At 29.0% G+C, this 21,117-nt stretch carries 18 protein-coding genes, 1 tRNA gene and 1 riboswitch; of the genes, 12 read left to right on the top strand and 7 right to left on the bottom strand.

Annotation, left to right across the window (positions count from 1 at the left end; genetic code table 11):
- Positions 1 to 165 precede the first annotated feature (165 nt).
- Entirely contained in the window at positions 166 to 687 is a 522-nt protein-coding gene (locus ACQPUW_RS16105) for a mannose/fructose/sorbose PTS transporter subunit IIB (RefSeq protein ID WP_430838485.1), read from the top strand.
- A 272-nt stretch (positions 688 to 959) separates the two neighbouring features.
- Positions 960 to 1,061: riboswitch (purine riboswitch) on the top strand.
- A gap of 28 nt (positions 1,062 to 1,089) precedes the next feature.
- Complete coding sequence (locus ACQPUW_RS16100) at positions 1,090 to 2,487, top strand: NAD(P)/FAD-dependent oxidoreductase (protein WP_430838484.1); 1,398 nt, start codon at positions 1,090 to 1,092, stop codon at positions 2,485 to 2,487.
- A 722-nt stretch (positions 2,488 to 3,209) separates the two neighbouring features.
- Here the strand turns inward: ACQPUW_RS16100 and ACQPUW_RS16095 are convergent.
- Complete coding sequence (locus ACQPUW_RS16095; protein ID WP_430838483.1) at positions 3,210 to 4,004, bottom strand: histidinol-phosphatase HisJ family protein; 795 nt, start codon at positions 4,002 to 4,004, stop codon at positions 3,210 to 3,212.
- Positions 4,005 to 4,191: 187 nt separating this feature from the next.
- Positions 4,192 to 4,665, bottom strand: coding sequence for a peptide-methionine (S)-S-oxide reductase MsrA (msrA, locus tag ACQPUW_RS16090; protein WP_430838482.1), 474 nt, complete (start codon positions 4,663 to 4,665; stop codon positions 4,192 to 4,194).
- Between the two features lie 162 nt (positions 4,666 to 4,827).
- Between msrA and ACQPUW_RS16085 the strand changes: the two genes are divergently transcribed.
- Positions 4,828 to 6,336, top strand: a complete 1,509-nt coding sequence (locus tag ACQPUW_RS16085) for a YfcC family protein (protein WP_430838481.1) — start codon at positions 4,828 to 4,830, stop codon at positions 6,334 to 6,336.
- A gap of 46 nt (positions 6,337 to 6,382) precedes the next feature.
- Here the strand turns inward: ACQPUW_RS16085 and ACQPUW_RS16080 are convergent, their stop codons facing one another.
- On the bottom strand, positions 6,383 to 7,234 hold the full coding sequence (locus tag ACQPUW_RS16080) for a DMT family transporter (protein ID WP_430838501.1): 852 nt from the start codon (positions 7,232 to 7,234) through the stop codon (positions 6,383 to 6,385).
- Between the two features lie 14 nt (positions 7,235 to 7,248).
- Positions 7,249 to 7,974, bottom strand: a complete 726-nt coding sequence (locus ACQPUW_RS16075) for a tRNA 2-thiocytidine biosynthesis TtcA family protein (protein WP_430838500.1) — start codon at positions 7,972 to 7,974, stop codon at positions 7,249 to 7,251.
- Positions 7,975 to 8,487: 513 nt separating this feature from the next.
- Between ACQPUW_RS16075 and ACQPUW_RS16070 the strand changes: the two genes are divergently transcribed.
- Entirely contained in the window at positions 8,488 to 9,837 is a 1,350-nt protein-coding gene (locus ACQPUW_RS16070) for an MATE family efflux transporter (protein WP_430838480.1), read from the top strand.
- 184 nt (positions 9,838 to 10,021) lie between these two features.
- Here the strand turns inward: ACQPUW_RS16070 and ACQPUW_RS16065 are convergent, their stop codons facing one another.
- Both ACQPUW_RS16065 and ACQPUW_RS16060 read right to left on the bottom strand, forming a co-directional pair.
- Entirely contained in the window at positions 10,022 to 10,792 is a 771-nt protein-coding gene (locus ACQPUW_RS16065) for a hypothetical protein (protein WP_430838479.1), read from the bottom strand.
- Positions 10,793 to 10,943: 151 nt separating this feature from the next.
- Positions 10,944 to 11,672 (bottom strand): lysophospholipid acyltransferase family protein, encoded by a 729-nt coding sequence (locus tag ACQPUW_RS16060; RefSeq protein ID WP_430838478.1) that lies wholly within the window; start codon positions 11,670 to 11,672, stop codon positions 10,944 to 10,946.
- Positions 11,673 to 11,810: 138 nt separating this feature from the next.
- On the opposite strand from ACQPUW_RS16060, the gene ACQPUW_RS16055 reads away from it, so the two are divergent.
- From ACQPUW_RS16055 to ACQPUW_RS16030, 6 genes are all read left to right on the top strand, one after another.
- Positions 11,811 to 12,590: a staygreen family protein gene (locus tag ACQPUW_RS16055; protein WP_430838477.1), complete on the top strand. Its 780-nt coding sequence runs from the start codon at positions 11,811 to 11,813 to the stop codon at positions 12,588 to 12,590.
- A 42-nt stretch (positions 12,591 to 12,632) separates the two neighbouring features.
- On the top strand, positions 12,633 to 13,211 hold the full coding sequence (locus ACQPUW_RS16050; protein WP_430838476.1) for an alpha/beta hydrolase: 579 nt from the start codon (positions 12,633 to 12,635) through the stop codon (positions 13,209 to 13,211).
- A gap of 111 nt (positions 13,212 to 13,322) precedes the next feature.
- Entirely contained in the window at positions 13,323 to 15,692 is a 2,370-nt protein-coding gene (locus ACQPUW_RS16045; protein ID WP_430838475.1) for an HAD-IC family P-type ATPase, read from the top strand.
- 211 nt (positions 15,693 to 15,903) lie between these two features.
- Positions 15,904 to 15,978, top strand: a tRNA-Arg gene (locus tag ACQPUW_RS16040).
- 308 nt (positions 15,979 to 16,286) lie between these two features.
- The gene (locus ACQPUW_RS16035) at positions 16,287 to 17,738 is read left to right on the top strand and encodes an aminoacyl-histidine dipeptidase (RefSeq protein WP_430838474.1); all 1,452 of its coding nucleotides are present in this window, start codon (positions 16,287 to 16,289) and stop codon (positions 17,736 to 17,738) included.
- Positions 17,739 to 17,967: 229 nt separating this feature from the next.
- Positions 17,968 to 18,207, top strand: coding sequence for a hypothetical protein (locus tag ACQPUW_RS16030; RefSeq protein ID WP_430838473.1), 240 nt, complete (start codon positions 17,968 to 17,970; stop codon positions 18,205 to 18,207).
- A 79-nt stretch (positions 18,208 to 18,286) separates the two neighbouring features.
- Here the strand turns inward: ACQPUW_RS16030 and ACQPUW_RS16025 are convergent, their stop codons facing one another.
- Positions 18,287 to 18,847: a hypothetical protein gene (locus ACQPUW_RS16025; protein ID WP_430838472.1), complete on the bottom strand. Its 561-nt coding sequence runs from the start codon at positions 18,845 to 18,847 to the stop codon at positions 18,287 to 18,289.
- A gap of 110 nt (positions 18,848 to 18,957) precedes the next feature.
- Here ACQPUW_RS16025 and ACQPUW_RS16020 point away from each other — a divergent pair, with 110 nt between their 5' ends.
- On the top strand, positions 18,958 to 19,338 hold the full coding sequence (locus tag ACQPUW_RS16020) for a hypothetical protein (protein WP_430838471.1): 381 nt from the start codon (positions 18,958 to 18,960) through the stop codon (positions 19,336 to 19,338).
- Between the two features lie 216 nt (positions 19,339 to 19,554).
- Complete coding sequence (malQ, locus tag ACQPUW_RS16015; RefSeq protein ID WP_430838470.1) at positions 19,555 to 21,033, top strand: 4-alpha-glucanotransferase; 1,479 nt, start codon at positions 19,555 to 19,557, stop codon at positions 21,031 to 21,033.
- Positions 21,034 to 21,117 lie beyond the last annotated feature (84 nt).

Genomic DNA, 21,117 nt, shown 5'->3' with positions numbered 1-21,117 from the left:
GAAATATAAATAAGCGTATCAATGAGAAATTTGTACAAATTTTTTATAGCCAAATTATAAGGCTATAGTTAGTTTGTACAATTTTTTTGTTTTATAATAAACTTTGGCATGAGTTTTGCTACTAAAATATAGACATAAGAAGTATACTGAGGAGGATGACTTATAATGAAAATAGTTTTAGCAAGAATAGATGATAGATTAATACATGGACAAGTAGCTACAATTTGGAGTAAGCAAACAGGTTGTAATAGGATAATAGTTTGTAATGATGAGGTTGCAAATGATGAAATAAGAAAGACTTTATTAACACAAGTAGTACCTCCAGGAATAAAGGCGCACGTTGTTGACGTTGATAAAGCAGTAAGAGTATACAACGATCTTAAATATGCAAATGATAAGGTAATATTTCTTTTTACAAATCCAATAGATGTTTTAAGAATGGTAGATCAAGGTGTTGATATTAAGAGTGTCAATATTGGAGGAATGTCATTTAAATATGGTAAAAAACAAATTACAAATGCAGTGTCAGTAGATGAACAAGATATAGAAGCATTTAAGAAATTGCATGATAAAGGAATTGAATTAGAAATAAGAAAAATATCATCAGATTCAAAACAAGATATCATTCCATTATTAGAAAAATTACATATTAAAAATTCGAAGAAGGGTAATCGTCCAAACTCATAGACCTCTTATTGCATGTACAGTAATGTGACTTATATTAGGAGATATTACAACAGGCATTATGATAGATGGTTTCCTTGATTAGTTTTCAAAAAATGAAAGAACTCTCTATAAAGTAACACCAAACTTTATAGAGAGTTCTTTTATATAAGAATATAAGAAACACAATTGCTATATACGTATAATAATAAATATAATTAAAATAAAATTCGTAAAAAGTCTTGATTTTTTATCTAGAGTAGATTACAATTTCCATATAAGGGTTAATTAAAACAGAAAAATCGAACATTAAGACCTGTATAAATCTCTAATAAGGGGAGATGTTTCTACCGAGCTTCCGTAAAAAGCTCTTGGCTATAGGATCACTTAATATTATTTCGTTTATGATAAGGGAGATGTTTATTTATGAATTATGAAGTAATAATAGTGGGAGCAGGACCAGCAGGTATATTTACCGCTTTGGAATTAAATAAAAGAGAGCCAAATAAGAAAGTATTATTAATAGAAGCAGGAAGAAGTATAGATAAGAGAAGTTGTCCAAAAGAAAAGACAAATAAATGTGTTTCATGTAAGCCATATTGTCATATAACTACAGGATTCTCAGGGGCAGGGGCATTCTCAGATGGAAAACTATCACTTAACTATGAAGTTGGAGGAGATTTACCAGAGCTTATAGGGGGCAATTTAGTTCAGAAATACATAGATTACACAGATAAGATATATCTTGAATTTGGGGCAGATAATAGGGTAGAAGGATTGGATAATCCTGAAGCAGTAAAAGAAATTAGAAGAAAAGCTATTGAAGGAAATTTAAAACTTGTGGATTGTCCTATAAGACATTTAGGAACAGAAAAAGCACAAGAAATTTATTTAAAGATTCAAGAACATTTATTAGAAAAGGGAATAGAAATTAAGTTCAATACTTCAGTAAAAGACTTAATAATAGAAAATGGAAAAATTAAAGGGGTTAAGGTAACGGATTCAGTAACTAGAACTAAAGATGAAGATATCTTCTCAGACACAGTTGTTGTTGCAACAGGAAGAAAGGGTGCTGACTGGCTTAAGGATATGTGCATAGATCATGATATAGCACATAAAGCTGGAACTGTTGACATTGGGGTGCGTGTTGAGCTTAGAAACGAAGTTATGGAGAGTGTAAACAACGTTTTATATGAATCAAAACTTATAGGATATCCAGCGCCATTTAAGGATAAGGTAAGAACATTCTGCCAAAACCCTGGAGGTTTTGTATCACAAGAGAATTATGATAATAATATGGCGATAGTAAATGGGCATTCATACAAAGATAAGAAATCAAATAATACAAATCTTGCTATACTTAGCTCACACAACTTTGAAGAGCCTTTTAACCAGCCAATAGAGTATGGTAAAAAGGTTGCAGAACTTGTAAATATGCTTGGTAATGGTAGCATACTAGTTCAAAGATATGGAGATATGTTAGCAGGAAAGAGAACATGGCAAAAAGAGCTTGATAGATCAAATGTTAAGTATACATTACCAGATGCAGTAGCAGGAGATTTAACATCAGCTATACCATATAGAACAATGACTAATATAATAAACTTTATAGAGTCATTAAATGTAGTAGTTCCTGGTTTTGCAAGTGAAGAAACACTGCTATATGGACCAGAAATTAAATTCTACAGTAATAAAGTTATAATAGACGAGAATTTTAAAACAAACATTAATGGGTTATACTGTCTAGGAGATTCTAGTGGATGGACTAGAGGTCTTATGATGGCTTCAGCTATGGGAGTAATGATGGGAGAAAAATTAGCTTAAAAAGCTATAAAAGTTGGCAAATTATACATTATAAAAGATCTAGAAATTGGGGGATTTCTAGGTCTTTTTTTATATAAAAAATAAAGTATTAGAATTTACATATGATATTAATAAAGAAATAGATATTCCACTTGAAATGAAAAAGGTAATGAATAAATAAAAAAAGCTGTTTTAAATTTACTTATTAAGTAATTTTAAAGCAGCTTTTTTTATTAAGCATGTAATTTTAGGGATTAAATCTATATAAATTTATATTTAATAAAGGGGGCACAAAATTTATATATTCTTTTGTTCTGTAACCATGATTTAATGATAATACTATATACTTAGAGGTGCAAAATGTATAAAACTAAATATATTCAAATAAAGCTATGAAAAAACTTAATATTAATAATTTAAATGCATTTTAAGTGATAAAATTTCAATAAAAAGGGAAGTTTATTAAGAATCACAGCGGTGGATATTAGGTAAGTAAAAGCTTTGTTACATATTTTGAATTTGTTTGAAGAAAAAGTTATATATTTAAGGTTGCATATGCTAGATGAACGTAGATATAAAGCGAGTTTGGATAAAAATATACAATAGTAATTTTTGAATGAGAATAATAGTTTAGCAACATATGTAACATAAAAGATTTATAAGTGAAGTAAAAATTTACCATAAAATTTATTAAAAAATATCACTATAGAAAATAATTTCTATAGTGATATAAAAAGTAAGTATTATATCTTAATAAATTCCGGTTTCATTTTATCAAACTTACATATATAATTAAATCCAATATCTTTAACTGCATCATATGCAACATCTAATTTATGACCAATCTGATTTGTATTATGTGAATCAGAACCAATTGTTAGTATTTCTCCGCCAAGCTCTTTATATAGCCTTAAAATTGACGTAGATGGAGTTAAATCAGGTAAGTTATATCTAAAGCAAGAGGTATTAACCTCTATACCTTTTCCATCATGTATGGCTGTCTTGAGAATCTGTTCTAATATATCTTTAAAAATACTGTCATCTAAAATAGTATCAAAGTTTCCATAACGTTTTATTAAATCTAAGTGTCCTAATACTGAATAATCTTTATAGTTAGTAATTATACTTAATAATCTTTTATAATACTTTTCATAGGCCTCTTTTTGAGACTTTCCTTTATGGAAGTCTCCAGTAAATAGCTCAAGCCTATCTATTGAGTGAATTGATGCTATTACAAAATCAAATTCATGAGATTTAATATCCCTAGAACATTTATCTAAAATATGATTTTGAAGTCCCATTTCGATTCCTTTTTTTATAGAGATTGTATCTTTATATTTATTTGTATAGTACTCTAAATTATTGAAATACTTAGTATAGTCTACCTTTACGTTTGGATTACCAATTATGTCATAATCAACATGATCAGTAAAACAAATTTCTTTAAGACCAAAGTCTACTGATTTTTCTATCATATCTATCATTGGTGTTTTAGAATCAGCAGAAAAGTCACAATGCATATGGTAATCGTAGTACATAAAAAAGCTCCTTTATAATGTATAAAAAATTTATATTTCAATTAACTTATACAAGTATACCATAGATTTACAGTATAAAATAAATAAAAAAAGTTATAAAATAAATACCTAATACAGATAATAGTTATTATCTATACTAGGTATTTATATAATATATGAAAATTAAATTATTATATATAAAGTTAGGTTAATCTAATTTTATATGACAGTATCCATTAGGATTTTTCTTAAGATATTTTTGGTGATACTCTTCAGCTTTATAGTAGTTTTGTAATGGTTTAACCTCTGTGATGATTTTTTTGCTATATTTTTGTTGCTCTTCATTTATTACAGATTCGATTGTAGGTATATCAGAGGAATCTAAATAATATATACCTGTTCTATATTGGCTTCCTACATCGTTTCCTTGCCTATTAAGAACAGTTGGATCTATTATTTTAAAAAACTCATTTAATAATTCTTTTAAGGATAATATACTTTCATCATATGTAACTTTACATACTTCAGCAAAATAAGTATTTTTATAGCATACATCATCATAAGTTGGGTTTTCTGTTCTGCCATTTGCATAACCTACTTCTGTTTCAGTAACACCTTTAATTCTTGATAGAAATTCTTCTACTCCCCAGAAACATCCACCGGCTAAAACTATATTTTTCATAATGATATCACTCCCTTCAATTCTTTTTTATTATTATAATCTTAATGAATAAAAATTCAAGTAAATTCTTTTTCGTGTTCATGGTTTATTTAATATATTTTGCTATAATTGTAACAATTACATATATATATTAATTTTTATAAAAACTAAGGAGGAGTATTGATGAAGAAAAAGAAAAAATTAAGCTTTCCAACAGCCTTTACAGTTTTGTTTATTGTTTTAATATTATCAGCTGTATTAACTTACATAGTTCCAGCTGGTGCATATGCAAAGCTAAGTTATAATAAAGATGATAATAACTTTACAATAACCACACCTCATGGAGAAACAAGTACTGAGCCAGCGACTCAAGATACTCTAAATAAGCTCGGAATAAAGATTGGCTTAGATAAGTTCGTTGATGAGAGTATAAATAAGCCTATAGCTATTCCAGATACATATGAAAAAGTTGAGCAGAAGCCTCAAGGTATAGCTGAAATAATAGAAGCCCCAATACAAGGTACATATGACACAATAGATATAATAATGTTTATTCTAATAATAGGTGGGGTAATAGGTGTTTTAAATACAACAGGAGCATTTAATGCAGGTATTGCAAGTCTTTCAAAAGCTACTAAGGGTAAAGAATATTTACTAATTATATTATTAAATATTTTAATAGCACTTGGAGGAACAACTTTTGGTCTTGCAGAAGAAACCATAGCTCTGTATCCTATATTAATGCCAATATTCTTGGCGGCAGGATATGATGCTATAGTATGTATAGCTACTATATACATGGGTTCATCTATAGGAACTATGTTCTCAACAGTAAACCCATTTTCATCAGTTATAGCATCCAATTCAGCAGGTATTAACTTTACAGAAGGATTAGTATTTAGAGGAGTTGGATTAGTAATAGCTACTGTAATAACTCTTGTTTATATAGTTAAGTATGCTAATAAAGTAAAGAATGATCCAAGTAAATCACTTATATACGATCAAAAGCAAGAGATTGAAGGTAAATTCCTACATGAATCAGCAAAGGATGTACCTAAGTTTACATTTAGATTAAAATTAATGCTTATTATATTCGCATTAGCCTTTGTTGTAATGATATATGGTGTTTCAATGCGAGGATGGTGGTTCACAGAGATGACTGCACTATTCCTTGTTGTCGGTATAATACTTGGATTTATATCAGATTTGAATGAAAAAGAGTTTGTAAATAACTTTATAGCTGGTGCTGGGGATTTAGTTGGAGTTGCACTTGTAATTGGTGTTGCAAGATCCATAAACTTAATTCTTGAAAATGGAGAAATTTCAGATACATTACTTAATTTCTTCTCAGGATCAGTTAAGGGCATGAATGGATCAATATTTATAATATTAATGCTTGTAATATTTGTTATATTAGGATTCTTCATTCCATCATCTTCAGGTCTTGCTGTTTTAGCTATTCCTATTATGGCACCACTTGCAGATACTGTAGGACTTCCAAGAGACGTAATAGTAAGCTCATACCAATTTGGTCAAGGATTAATATCCTTTATAGCACCAACGGGGCTTATACTGGCCACATTAGCCATGATTGACGTAACCTATAATAAGTGGCTAAGGTTTATAATGCCTTTAATGATTATTATAACTGTATTTGCAGGAGCACTATTATTAGTTCAAGTACATTTTTAGGAGAAATATAAAAACTCATCATCTATATAGATGATGAGTTTTATTTTTAAGCTTTTTTATTTTTTACAATTATGTTTAAGAATGAGGCTAATATAATTACTATGTATCCTATTATTGATAAGATATCTGGAATTTCACTAAATAATATAAATCCATATATTGCAGCTATTATTAGACCTACATAATCAAACATTGATATTTCAGACGCTGGTGCATTTCTATAGGCAAGAGTTAAGAATACTTGTCCAAGAACAAAACAAAGACCAGCAAGTATCATATATATGATATTAGGTGTTGTAAGGCCATCTGTATCAATAAACATAAATGGAGCGCAAACTATTGTTGCAATTCCTGTAAAGGATAGTATAACAGTAAAGAAATCCTCCTTATCACCAATAACCCTAATCATAGTATATGCAAGACCTGCACAGGCAGCAGCTACTATTCCCATAAGTGATGGGATTATTGAAGAGTCAAAATGTGGTTTTATTACAAATAAACTACCACCAAAAGCTAAAAGTAAAAATATTAATTGCTTTCCTGTAATCTTTTCTTTTAGATAAAGAAATGAAAAAATAATTGCAAAGAAAGGACTTAATTTATTTAACATAGTTGCATCAGACAATAATAGATAATCTAAAGAAAAATAAAATGCGCATATAGATATAGTACCCATTATTCCTCTTAAAAATAGATATTTTCTATTGCCTTTATGACCCAAAAATGATGCCTTTCTCTTAAAAATAATTATACAAACAATTACTGTTGCTACAGCATTTGTTAGAAAAGTTTTTTGGTAAGGGGTAACACCAGAAGCGAGCTTACCAAACATATTCATAGTTGTAAAAAAGAAAGAAGCTAATATCATAAAGAATATAGCTTTTCCTTTATTGTTAATTAAATTAGACAAGTTTACATCCTCCTAACTTTGTCTTTATCCCATATAAATAACTGCTCTGAGTTATTTAAACATCCAAACAAGCTCTTTTTAAAGCCAGGTATTTGTTTATCCATATTACGTATAAGCTCTTTTATATCTTGTCTCTTTGTTTTTCCATCAGCAGGGCAAGGGTTCTTTATAACTGGGTAATTATAAATGCGTACAGCCTTTCTTATCATAGATTCATCTATGTATGCCATTGGCCTTATCAGTGTTACATCATACTTTTCCATTGTGCTTTTTGGTGAAAAGCAATTAATTCTTCCTTCATAACTAATTGAAAGCATTAAAGTTTCTATAGCATCATCTTTATGATGACCAAGAGCAACCTTGTTGCATCCGAGTTTTCTAGCATTATCATTTAATGCGCCACGTCTTAAATTAGCACATAAAGAGCAAGGGTTTTTCTCTTTTCTAATATCAAATACAATCTCAGTTATATTTGTTTGAATCTCATGAAATTCAACAGACAAGTCCTCGCAAAGTTTATGCAATGGGCTATTGTCAACATCTCCTGGATTTAAAGTTATAGCAATAAGATCAAATTTTTGTGGAGAAAAACGTTGATATGCTTTTAATATGTGTAATAATGTTAGGCTATCTTTACCTCCAGATAAACCAACAGCTATCTTATCTCCATCTTCAATTAACTGAAAATCATTTATAGCTTGCCTAGTCTTGCTTAAAAGCTTTTGCATTACCATAAAATCACCACCTTTTGTAAAAAATGATTAAAATCAACTAATATATTGTACAGCAATAATTAAAAAAAGTTAAGTGGAAGAGAGGTAGAGGAAGTAAATTAGATTTGAAAATAAAAAAATGTATAAGAGAGCTAATAAATTTGTATAAGAATCATGGAAATATCATATTTTTTCATAAATTTTAAGTAAAATAGTGTTATGAAAATAATATAAAATATGTAAAATAATACAAATGAGTTTTGCTTGTTACTTTGGTAACTGATATAAACTTTCTTTAACCTTAATTCTATAAAAATACATATTTTATATAAAAAGTAATTATATAAATAAAATTACAATTGGTAATATTTAATCAATAAAATATTAATCTTTTATTTACTATTGACATAATTTATTAATTATTAGAAAATAATTAATGGCATAGTTAATAGAATAATTTAGTTAATTTTGAGCAGATGGGCGGCTAGACTACCCGTGTGCTCTTTTTTGTTTAGAAAGGGAGGCAATATGAAAGAAATACTTAAGGATAAAAAGTTTATTAAGACTATGATAACACTAGCATTACCAATAACTTTGCAGAGTTTTATTACCTCTTCATTAAATTTAGTTGATAATTTAATGATTGGAAAGCTCGGGGAAGATGCAATTGCAGCAGTTGGACTAGCTAATCAATATTTCTTTATTTTTATGTTAGCATTAACGGGAATAAACGCTGGTGCTAGTGTATTTATGGCTCAATATTGGGGCAAGAGAGATGAGAAAAATATAAAGAGTATGTTAGGTCTTGATATATCTGTTGGCTTCGTAGCAACAATAATATTTGGAGTTGGAGCTTTATTTTTTGCAGATAAAATAATGGGGATTTTATCAAATGATCCAAGGGTAATAGAGCTTGGTGCATCATATCTTAGGATAGTATCAATGAGTTATATATTTACTAACCTAACTATGGCATTCTCTTCAGCTTTAAGAAGCACAGAACAGCCAAGAATACCTATGTATGCAAGTTTAATTGGGGTTTTAAGTAATGCATTTTTAAATTGGGTATTTATTTTTGGAAACTTAGGAATGCCAAAGATGGGAGTAGACGGAGCGGCGCTTGCAACTATGATAGCTCGTGGAATAGAGATGGTATTTATAATATCTGCTATTTATATAAGGAAAAATAGAGTAGCAGCAAGCTTAAAAGAAATGATTAATTTTGATAGAAATTTTGTTAGAAGATACTTTAATACAGCTACTCCAACAATCTTGAATGAGCTTATTTGGTCTTTTGGAATGACTGCATTCTCAATTGCTTATGCACAAATTGGGACAAGCGCAGTTGCAACTATGCAGATAGCTACTACACTAAATAATATGTTTATGGTTCTTTGTATAGGACTTGCAACAGCTGCATCAATTATGGTTGGAAATAAAATTGGTGCAGATGAAGAAGAGGTCGCTATAGATTATTCTAAAAAAATAGGATTAGTCTCACCTATAATAGGACTAGCTATAGGAATAGCTATATGGGCTTTAGCTAAAGTAATAATTGCACCATTTAATGTAACAGCGCAAACTTATAGTGACACTATGAAGGTACTTTATATAATGGCACTATTCTGTCCTATAAGGTTCTTTAATGTTGTAATGATAGTCGGAGTATTTAGAGGTGGTGGAGATACTACTTATTCAATGTTAGTACAAGCAGGAACTATATGGTGTTTTGCAGTTCCTATAGCATTTATTGGAGCTACATTACTACATCTTCCAGTAACAGTTGTATACTTCTTAATTTGTTTAGAAGAAATAGTTAAGATAGTATTTGAGTTTGCAAGATTAAAGTCAGGAAAATGGCTTAAGGCATTAGTATAGTAGCAACTAAATAAAATGAAATGCTATTAAAAATAATGATTAAATGTTTAATGTGCTAGTATAGTAGTAACTAAATAATAGAAACTTAAAACAAAAAAGGACGAGCTACTTAGCTCCTCCTTTTTTTATAACTAAATATTAAGTTAGTTCTCTTAATACTATTATTTATTATAATTAATTGACCTTATTGTTTTACACATTTAAAGAATACACCATCTTGTAGATACACAAGATATCCATCTTGTATATATAATTCATCAAAGTCACTATTAGGGTTAGTTGAGCTAGTTATATCTAATGCTGTAACTGTATCTCCTTTTAATCCAGTTCCTTTTAATGAATCCATCTTATATCCCTTGCAGAATGCCTTTGCAGGTACTTTAGCAATCAAATATTTAGGCTCATCTATCGTAAATCCAAATGAGTTATTAGTATATTTATCTTTACTTAAAACTATTGTCTTATTAAGAGGTTTAGTATCAGCTGTAGTTAATGCTGTATAGCCAATAACTTTTTCTATACGCCAAGTTCCATAATATTTTGCCATAGCATCTTTAGAGGATTCATCTTTATTTTGTGTTACTCTATCTTTAACTACTTCATTTTTGCTAGGTGTACTAGTTTTTTTAGCAATTTCAGCTTCTTTTTTAGTAGGTTTAGTAGCTGGTTTTACAGTAGTTTCCTTATCTTTAGTTATATCTGAATCTTTTTGGGTTTCAGAAGTTTTTGCGGAATCTTTATTAGTAGAATTATCTGTATTTTCTTTATCATTAGCGTTAGTAGTATCAGTTTGCTTATTTATATCTGAGCTATCAGTATTGCTAGATGAATTATCCTGTACTGTTGATTGCTCAGTTTGAGTATTAGCAGTGCTAGTTTGTGATGATTTATCTGAACAACCAGATACGACTAAGGTGCTTCCTAAAATAAGAATTCCTATAAGTAATTTTTTCATAAATTGTATACCTCCATTATAAGCATAAGTATACCCATAAGTATAAGGGATAAATATGAAAAATATTACCATCAAATATTAACAAAGTGTTAAAAAATAATAGTTTGTTAATTTTTTATACAAAAAAAAGAAGGGATATTCCCTTCAAATTTTATTGTTGTTCTTTAGGTAATTTTGAAACTACTATATTTCTAACCGTATTGTGTAATTCAGCTATTTCTTCCTTTGAAAGATTTGTAACATCTATAGGTTCATGTATATAAACTTCAACATCAGAGGATTTAATTTTACCTCCGTTAGCCTCTAAAAGTTTATATGATCCGTTTATAGTAACTGGGACTATTTTAACCTTTGACTTTAAGGCCAATTTAAAGCTACCTGACTTAAAGTCTGCTACAGGTTTACCTTTACTTCTAGTTCCTTCAGGGAATATAACCATTGAATATCCTGACTTAAGAATTTGGATACCTTGTACAATTGCCTCTGCTGACTTTCTAATATTGCTTCTGTCCATAAACACACAATTAATATATTTCATCCACATACTAATTGCAGGCCATTTTTCTAATTCTTTTTTTGCAATAAATCCCTTAGGTACATCAATTGTACTCATTATTAATGGTATATCAAAATTACTTTGATGATCTGAGACAAATAATACCGCTTCATCTTTAGGAATGTTTTCTCTGCCGTATACTTTCAGTTTAGCACCACTAATCAACATAATGTACTTTGCCCACCTGTGAGTTAGTTTATAAATTGCAGTAGTTCTCTCTGCATCTTTTCCTTTACTTTCTAAATACTTTATCTTAATTAATCCAATAGGTGCAATAATTAAACTGAGAATTATTCCAGGATAGAAAAGTATTGTTCTTAACATAATACCAATCCTCTCTAAGTTTTAAATAAATCATATAAAAAAAGTATATTATAAATTGTAAAAATTTAAAAGAACTAAAAAAAATAGAGTGACATATATTTTAAGTAAGATATTTAAATAGAGAAGGTGATAAGTAATATGAGTAATTTTATGAAAGATAAACTTAATGTAACCTTTATGAAAGGGCTTACTAAAGAAGAACCTATAATCCCAAGGTGTTATACTCTTACTCACTCAGATGAAACGGGTGATTTGTATTTAGATATAGGACTAAAATTTGCATATAATAAGATTACATCTACTAGAGATGAAGTATTAGCAGAATGGTCAAAGATGGGGAACAAATATATTCTAAAAATTGATTTGCATGTTGATGGGCCATTGAATGGACTTGATATAAGAAAACGGGATCAAATATTTAGAAAAGAACTTAAATTAGCCATAGAAAGTATTGTTTACGGCGATAAAATATTTTTTTATAAACATAATATATTAGATGAATCTCCAATTGTAGTGTACTTTAATTCAAAAGAAGAAGAATTCAATAAAATAGAATGTTGGGGAATAATTAAAGATTATATGAAAAATGACTATATAGATGAGGCTAAAAAAGATATAGATGATGATTTAAAAAATGAATTAGAATGTGAAAGTATAGAAGATGGGTATGGGGGGCAAGTTATAATAACGCTTTTGCTACCATACATCGATAGAGCTATATATTATGAAACAAAAAATAGAAGAAGGTTTTCAAAAAAGGACGTTGAATTAATTAATATAGAAAAAATAAATGATTATAGAAATTTAGATGATTATAAAGTAAAAGTCAAGGCTTACTATAAGGATGAAGAAAGCTTTAATATGGAGTTTATAATTAAATCTAGCAGAATAGAAATAAAAAAAGTAGAAAAAATATAAGGGTTTTTGGCAATAATACTTAATAAGATAGGGGTGAAAATAATGAAAAAAGTTTTTCCTATGATACTTACAAGTATTATTGTCATTTTGTTTTTAGGGATATTTATTTATTCTAAACAAAATTATTCACAGGCCAGTATGGAAAGTATAGCAGGATTTGTGGATAACAGATTAGTAACTGTTAGTAATTTTAAAAACAGTATATTAGTAAAGCCAAAAGAAAGAGAGGCTATGGTAGGGTATATATTCTATCCACAAAATAATATAGATGAGAAATCTTATATTCCTGTTATGTCAGAAGTTGCACAAAGAGGATTTAATATATATATAATAAAAACTCCTCTTCATTTAAATTTAAATACAAATAAGCTTGGAGAACAAATAGTATCTACAAATCAATATATAAAAAAGTGGGTTATTGGAGGAGTCGGTGAAGGTGAGAAATCTGCGAGCGATTTTCATGATAAAATAAAGGGAACTGGAAATGCTGAACTGTTATTATATAATGATGTTATGCCAGTATTAGATGGAACTAATTATTATTGCGATAGAGATTATAAAGAAAATGTGTTAGAGAGTAGCAAAAACTTGCTTAAATATTTGAATAAAGTTAGGAATTAAGATGTCTTAAGGATAAATTTATTATATATTTGCAAAAATTTAAGAGTAAATTAAGATTAGTGAATTAAACTAGTATTTATATGAAATACGGTTTGGTAAAGGAGTTATGTGATGGAATGTAGAGAAGATTATGATATAGGAAAAAATGAAAAAATAACAGGGTTAACAGAGGAACAGGTAAAAGAGCGAATTTTAAGCGGAGAAACAAATAAAATTCCTAAAGCTCCATCAAAGACCTTTCCACAAATTTTAAGATCTAACTTTTTTACTATGTTTAATGCACTAAATCTTGTTCTTGCGGCAGCAGTAATAATTGCAGGTTCACCTAAAAATGCAATATTTGCAGGTGTAATAGTTGTAAATAGTTTAATTGGGGTTATACAGGAAGTTAAAGCAAAGAACATAATAGAAAAGCTTTCAGTAATTAGCGAAGCTAATTGTAATGTAATAAGAAGTGGATCTATTAGAAGAATAGGAATAGAAGAGATAGTAAAGGATGATATAGTATATGTTACATCCGGAGATCAGATTTTGGCTGATGGAGTTTTAAGTGAAGGAAATGAGCTTGAAATAGACGAATCAATGCTTACAGGAGAAGCAGATCCTATTCATAAGAAAAAAGATGATAAAATTCTTTCTGGTAGTTTCGTTGTAGCTGGAGAAGGATATATGAGAATTACTAAGGTTGGAGCTAATACATATTCTTCAAAACTTGCAAATGAGGCAAGAAAATTCAAAATAACAAATTCAGAATTACAAAATTCATTAAATAAAATATTAAAAGTATTACTTTTCTTAATAGTTCCGATAGGGATAATACTTGCAACCACTCAACTTATATTTATAAAAGCTAGTTGGCAAGATGCAGTAATAGGAACTGTATCAGGAATAATAGGTATGGTACCAGAAGGTTTAGTATTACTTACAAGTGCAACGTTTATTGTTGCAATAATAAAGTTATCTCAATATGACACTTTGGTTCAAGAGCTTTCAGCAACTGAAGTTTTAGCAAGAGTAGATGTTTTATGCGTAGACAAGACTGGGACAATAACAGAAGGTACTTTAAAATTAATAGATGTAATAAACTTATCAGATTATGAAAACAAAGAAATAGATGATGTATTATCATCTATAGCACATAATTTACCTAGTAAAAATCCAACTCAACAAGCAGTACTAGATAGATATAAAGAAGATTCAGGACTTGAGATAATAGAAAAAGTTCCTTTCTCATCAAAAAGAAAATGGGGAGGAATAGTAACTAAAGATAATGGGGCTTGGATATTTGGAGCTCCAGAGATAGTAATGGGAAATAAATATCTAGAAATTAAAGCTAAGGTTGAAGAAGAAGCTATGAAGGGTAGAAGAGTCCTTATACTTGCAAAATCAGATCTTAACTCATTAAGAGGAGAAAAGCTTAAAGATGTAGAAAAGGCTGCATTAATCTTAATTGAGGACATAATAAGACAAGACGCTCCAGAAACTTTAGAATTCTTTAAGAATGAGGGAGTAAAAGTTAAAGTAATATCAGGAGATAATCCTGTTACTGTATCTTCAGTTGCAAAGAGAGCTGGAGTAGAGGGTGCTGAAAATTATATAGATGCAAGAGAACTTCCAGAGGATATGGAAGAACTTAAAAAAGAAGTTGAAAAGTATAGTGTATTTGGAAGAGTTACTCCTCATCAAAAGAAAGCACTTGTAATTGCACTTCAAGAAAATGAGCATACTGTTGCCATGACAGGTGATGGAGTTAATGATGTTTTAGCACTTAAAGAAGCTGATTGCGGAATAGCTATGGCAAATGGATCAGATGCCACAAAAGCAGTATCACAACTTGTGCTTATGAAATCAAACTTTAGTGCATTACCTAAGGTTGTTGCTGAAGGAAGACAGCAAATAAATAATTTAGAGAGAGTAGCGCAGTTATTTTTAACAAAGACAACTTACTCAATAATACTTGCAGTTGTATTTTCAATACTATTACTTCCATTCCCAATACAACCAATACAACTTTCATTAATAGGAAGTTGCGCAATAGGAATACCAGCACTATTCTTAGCATTACTACCTAATAGAGAAAGAGTTAAAAAAGGCTTCCTTGGAAGAATACTAACAGCTAGTATACCAAATGGTGTCTTGATAGCAATATTTGTTTCAGCTACCTTTGTCATATCATATAACTATGCAGGTGCATCTATTGAAACAGCAAGAACACTTGCAGTACTTATGCTTGCAGGAGTAAGTATGGTAATACTATTTAAGGTTGCCCTACCACTTACACCATTTAAAGTTGTATTGGTATTTGTAATGATGGGCATAGTATTACTTGGATTTATTACTCCAATAGGAAGATTAATATTTACTTTAAATAAACTTACAACAATGCAATGGATCTTATCAGGAGCTACAATAGCAGCATCAATACCTATACTTGCTGTGGTAGTAAGTTTAATTAGAGTTAGAAGACATGTTGAACAATAAAAGAATATAAAACACTAGTAGAAGCAGTTAATCTGCTTCTATTTTTATATTTTTAATTATTTTAGTAAGAAGTTTTACAATAATATTTTGAGGGGAATATTGAAAATAATTACGAATAAGCTTTAGGATAAAGTTTATAGAAAAATATTGGTGGTATTTTCCATATAATGTTTGACATATAGATTATATTGTAATAAAATTAATGTGTTACGCCCCTATAGTTTAATGGATAGAATAGTCCCCTCCTAAGGGATAGATACAGGTTCGATTCCTGTTAGGGGTGCCATATACAGTAAAGAAATGGCTTAACCATAAGGGTTAAGCCATTTTATTTTGCTTTAAAAGTGATGAAAAGGTGACTAAAAGTTTTTTGCGAGAACTTAGTCACCTTTTTTATTAGATAAATTATCTAATAATCAAATAAGATAAGCACTATTAGTATTCTAGTCTTAAAGTATTGCAAAAGAATGGTCTATTGAAAGTAAATAAATAAATGATATTCTTATATAAGATGTATAAATCAAAGAAAAACTGAATTAATGATTAAATAATTCTATAAGTAATTATCAAATATTGTTTAAAGGAGAGTGCAAAATGAGAGTATTAGAAAATTTAGAACCTAAAAAAGTATTTGAATTTTTTGAAGATTTAACAAGAATACCTCATGATTCTGGAAATGAAAAAGAAATTAGTGATTATCTTGTTAAGTTTGCAAAAGTGAGAAATCTTGAAGTTACCCGAGATAAGGCCTTAAATGTAATAATTAAAAAGCCTGCTACAAAAGGGTATGAGAATACACCAGGGGTTATAATCCAAGGTCATATGGATATGGTATGTGAGAAGCTAAAGCATAGCAATCATGAATTTGAAAAAGATCCATTAGAATTAAGAATTATTGATGATGAATTTGTTTATGCAACAGACACGACTTTAGGAGCTGATGATGGTATAGCAGTAGCATATGGACTAGCTATATTAGATTCTGATGTAATAGAGCATCCAGCAATAGAGTTTGTAGTAACTACGGAAGAAGAGACAGTTATGGGTGGAGCTAATGCATTAGACACTTCAGGGCTAAAAGGAAAGGTTCTTTTAAATATAGATGCTGAAGAAGAGGGTGTATTTATTTTAGGTTGTGCCGGTGGAATTTTGGCTTACCCAGAAATAAAAACAGAATTTGAAAATTTTAATGGAGAGTCTTTGAAATTAGAGATTGCAGGACTTAAAGGTGGACATTCTGGAATGGAGATTCACAAACAAAGAGGAAATGCTAATAAGTTAATGGGAAGACTTTTATATACGTTAGGTAAAGAAGTTAACTTTAATATTGCAGAAATTAATGGTGGCTCAAAACATAATGCGATATCTCGTTCTTGTAAAACTATAATTAGTGTAAGAAAAGAAGATATAGAAAAAATTAAAGAAATCTGTGCTAATTTGGAAAGTGATTTTAAGAATGAATATAGATTAGAAGATCCAGATATTCATATTATAGTTAAAAGTGATGAAAAGTTAGAGAAACAATTAACTAAAAAGGTTACGGATAGTTTAATAAAATTCTTATTTGTAGTTCCAGATGGCATACAATCTATGAGTAAAGAAATACAAGGGCTAGTAGAAAGTAGCTTAAATGTTGGGATAGTAGAAACTTTAGAAGATAGAATTGAATTTATTATTGATATAAGAAGTGCAGTTAGAAGCAAAATGTATGAAATTATAAATAGAATAGAGGCTCTTTGTGATGCTATAGGAGCTACCATGGACAAAAATGGTGAATATCCAGAGTGGCAATATGAACCAAAATCAAGAATAAGAGATTTAAGCATAAAAACCTATAATGATTTATTTGGAATTGAACCACAAATAACGGCTCTACATGCAGGGCTTGAATGTGGAATATTTAAAGAAAAACTACCATCTGATGTAGAAATAATAAGTTTTGGACCAGATATATTTGATGTACATACTGCAAATGAGCATTTTAGGATAGAATCTGTTGGACGATGCTATAAATTCTTAACTCAGTTGCTAAAGAATATGAAATAATAAATTTATTTTATGGCATGAGTTATAGTTATCATAAAAAATAAAATTACTATTAAAGAGTTAAATAGATCTTTAAATAATAAGTATCCCTCTATGTTAAATTTAAAAAACATTAAATTTGTTATATATAGTAAGATAAGTTTATCATATAATTTTATGGTATAATTTACTATATAAATAAAAAATAAAAAATTTTACATATAAAAAATTAGAGGTGAAGAAGGAATTTATGAGTAAAGAGGAAGCACTCAGTAAGTTAAGTAAGGAAGAGGTGGCAATTGTATTTAAGCATTCTGCACTCGTTACAATATTGTGTAGTGCCATCTATATTTTATTATCTTTTATGGAATTTGAGCTATTTAGTTCTATATGGATAGAGATACTATCTGCAATAGTATTTTTCGCTCTTCAGTTTACATTTTTGTATTTAGCAAAATCGTTAGATAAAAAATTAGAAGAATTAAAATAGTTAAAAGAATAGAAAAGAGATAGGTGTATATTAAAATATACACCTATCTCTTTGTTTTAATTTATGCTTAGGATTATCATTAATCTAATTTCTTATATATTATAGGATCTTCAAATCCAAATGTTCTTTTATCATCTTTTTTAAATACTTCACTAACTTCTAGGATACCATCTGACATTCTTTCTTTTAATATAAATGTTGTACTAGGAGTAAAATAACTTATACTTTCTCCAATGAAGCTACCATCTTTATAAGAATATACCATTGGGGTGAATTTAGGAGATACTTTTAACTCATTAAAATCCATAATTAAATCTGTATTATCATTTCTAAAGTCTTCTTTTGCTATACCTTCAGGTAATTCATAAGATTCTAATACTACATTTCCTTCTTCATTTAATTTAAATGAGAATAAATGAGGAAGAATATTTTTGAAATTCCCCATATCATAATAACTTTCTTCTATGACAAAGTAACCATTAAAGCCTTCAGGAATATTTTTAATTTTATCATTACATACTCCATTTATATGATGAGCTTTTGGATGAATTATTTTTCCTAAAGCTTTTTCTTTAGATATTTGTTCATCATTATTGAATTCTCCGCATAGATTTTTAATAAATAGCTCTAATTTTTCCAAAATAAACACCTCCATAAAAGTTTATAAGTTAATTATAGTACTTTTATTTCAGGATAAACGTTAAAATTTTATGATTTAATGAAAATAATTTAAGTATTTAGGGGGAACGTATGGGAATACAAGCAAAACTAATAAAGAAATTAATAAAAATAAAGGTGTACGAGTGTTTAAAAGGGCAAGTGGTAATAGAGATGAAGTGCTTAAAGATGCTATCAGAGGAGTATAGAAGTTATGAAGTATTTTTAGAAAAGGCTCTTACTAAGCTAAATGGTATTACAAGAATAGATGTTGATATATCCAAAGGATTTATAACTATAAATTATGATGATAATAAGCAAAGTGAAGAGAATGTAATAAAGTGGGCTTATAAAGTTAAAGATATTGGAATAGATAATTTTGATTTAATAAAAACAGAGGGAGAGAAAAATCTAGAGAATGTAGTAAAAGTTATAGAAAATAAGCTTGATAAGGAACTAAAAGATTATTGTTAAAAATATAACACGCAAAGTTCGACAAAGTCCAACACCTTGATAATACAGGCTTTGACAAGGTTTTTAAGTGCTTAAAAAATAGGTGTATGTTAAAATATTAACAAATGGATAGAATAAGGTTAAAAATTTAACGAAGTGTAAAGTTAAAAGGTGTTTTTAGGTCGTAGAAGATATCAGATATATTTATAAAAAAATATTAAATCTAAAGGAGGAAAAATGAGAAGAAGTAGTGGAATATTGATGCATATATCATCATTGCCAGGAGATTTTGGAATAGGAACTTTAGGGAAAAAGGCATATGATTTTATTGACTTCTTAAAGGTGAGTGGACAACGTTATTGGCAAATCCTTCCCTTAGGTCAAACTAGTTATGGTGATTCTCCTTATCAAAGTTTTTCAGCCTTTGCGGGTAATCCTTATTTTATTGACTTTAACCTACTAAAGGATGAGGGATTATTAAAGGAAGATGACTATATAAATGAAAATTATGGAGAAGATAGAGAATCCATAGACTATGCTTTACTTTTTACTACTAAATATAAAGTTCTAAACAAAGCCTATAAGAATTTTAATAAAAATAATTTTAAAGATTATGAGGAATTTGAAAGAGAAAATAGATTTTGGTTAGATGATTATTCTTTATATATGGCTATTAAGAAGAACTTAGCATTATGTAGCTGGAGAAATTGGGATAAAGGAATAAGGATTAGAGAGGAAAGGATACTTAAAGAGTGTAGAGATAAGCTATCCTATGAAATAGATTTTTGGAAGTTTGTTCAATACGAATTCTTTAAACAGTGGATAAGCTTAAGATCATATGCAAATAAAAATGGAATTAAAATAATAGGAGATATACCTATATACGTAGCAGAAGACAGTGCTGATATATGGTCTAATACAAAGCTATTTAAAACAGATAAAGATTTGAACTTAGAAGTTGTCTCAGGTTGTCCTCCAGATGCCTTTACAGAAGATGGACAGTTATGGGGCAATCCTATATATGATTGGAAAGAGCATGAAAAGGATGGGTTTAAATGGTGGATATCTAGGATTAAAGAGAGCTTTAAACTATATGATGTGGTAAGGATTGATCATTTTAGAGGTTTTGAATCTTATTGGGAAGTGCCTCATGGGGAAAGTACTGCAAAGAATGGTAAATGGGTTAAAGGACCTGGTATTAAGCTCTTTAATGCAATTAAGAGTGAACTTGGAGAGCTCGATATAATAGCAGAAGATTTAGGGTTTTTAACTGATGAGGTAAGAAAATTTAAAGATAAAACAGGATTCCCAGGTATGAAGGTGCTGGAGTTTGCATTTGGAGAAGAGAATAGTGAGTATTTGCCACATAATGTAGATGAGGATTGTGTTTATTATATAGGAACTCATGATAATGAAACTATAGTTGGTTGGTATAATAATGTTAAAAATAAAAAAGACAGTGAAATGGCTAAGGATTACTTTTATATAAATGAAGAAGAGGAAATAAACTTTGGATTTTTAAGAGGGGTACTTTCAAGTAGAAGTAAACTTGTTATAATACAAATGCAGGATATATTAGGGCTTGGCAATGAAGCTAGAATGAATGAGCCATCAACACTAGGGCGTAATTGGAGATTTAGAATAAAAGAAGAAGATTTAAGTAATAATCTTAGCAAAAAACTTTTAAAGATGACTAAAATATATAGTAGATTTTAGATTTTGATTAAATAGCATAAAATCCTTTAATATAATAAAGGGTTTTATGCTATTTTTATTTATATAATGACTGTATATTAAGGC

The sequence above is a fragment of the Clostridium sardiniense genome (assembly GCF_050584765.1).
In the GTDB taxonomy this organism is placed as follows: domain Bacteria; phylum Bacillota; class Clostridia; order Clostridiales; family Clostridiaceae; genus Clostridium; species Clostridium sardiniense_A.
The sequence above is the reverse complement of the archived record's forward strand: the minus strand, read 5'-3'. Positions and strand labels throughout refer to the sequence as shown.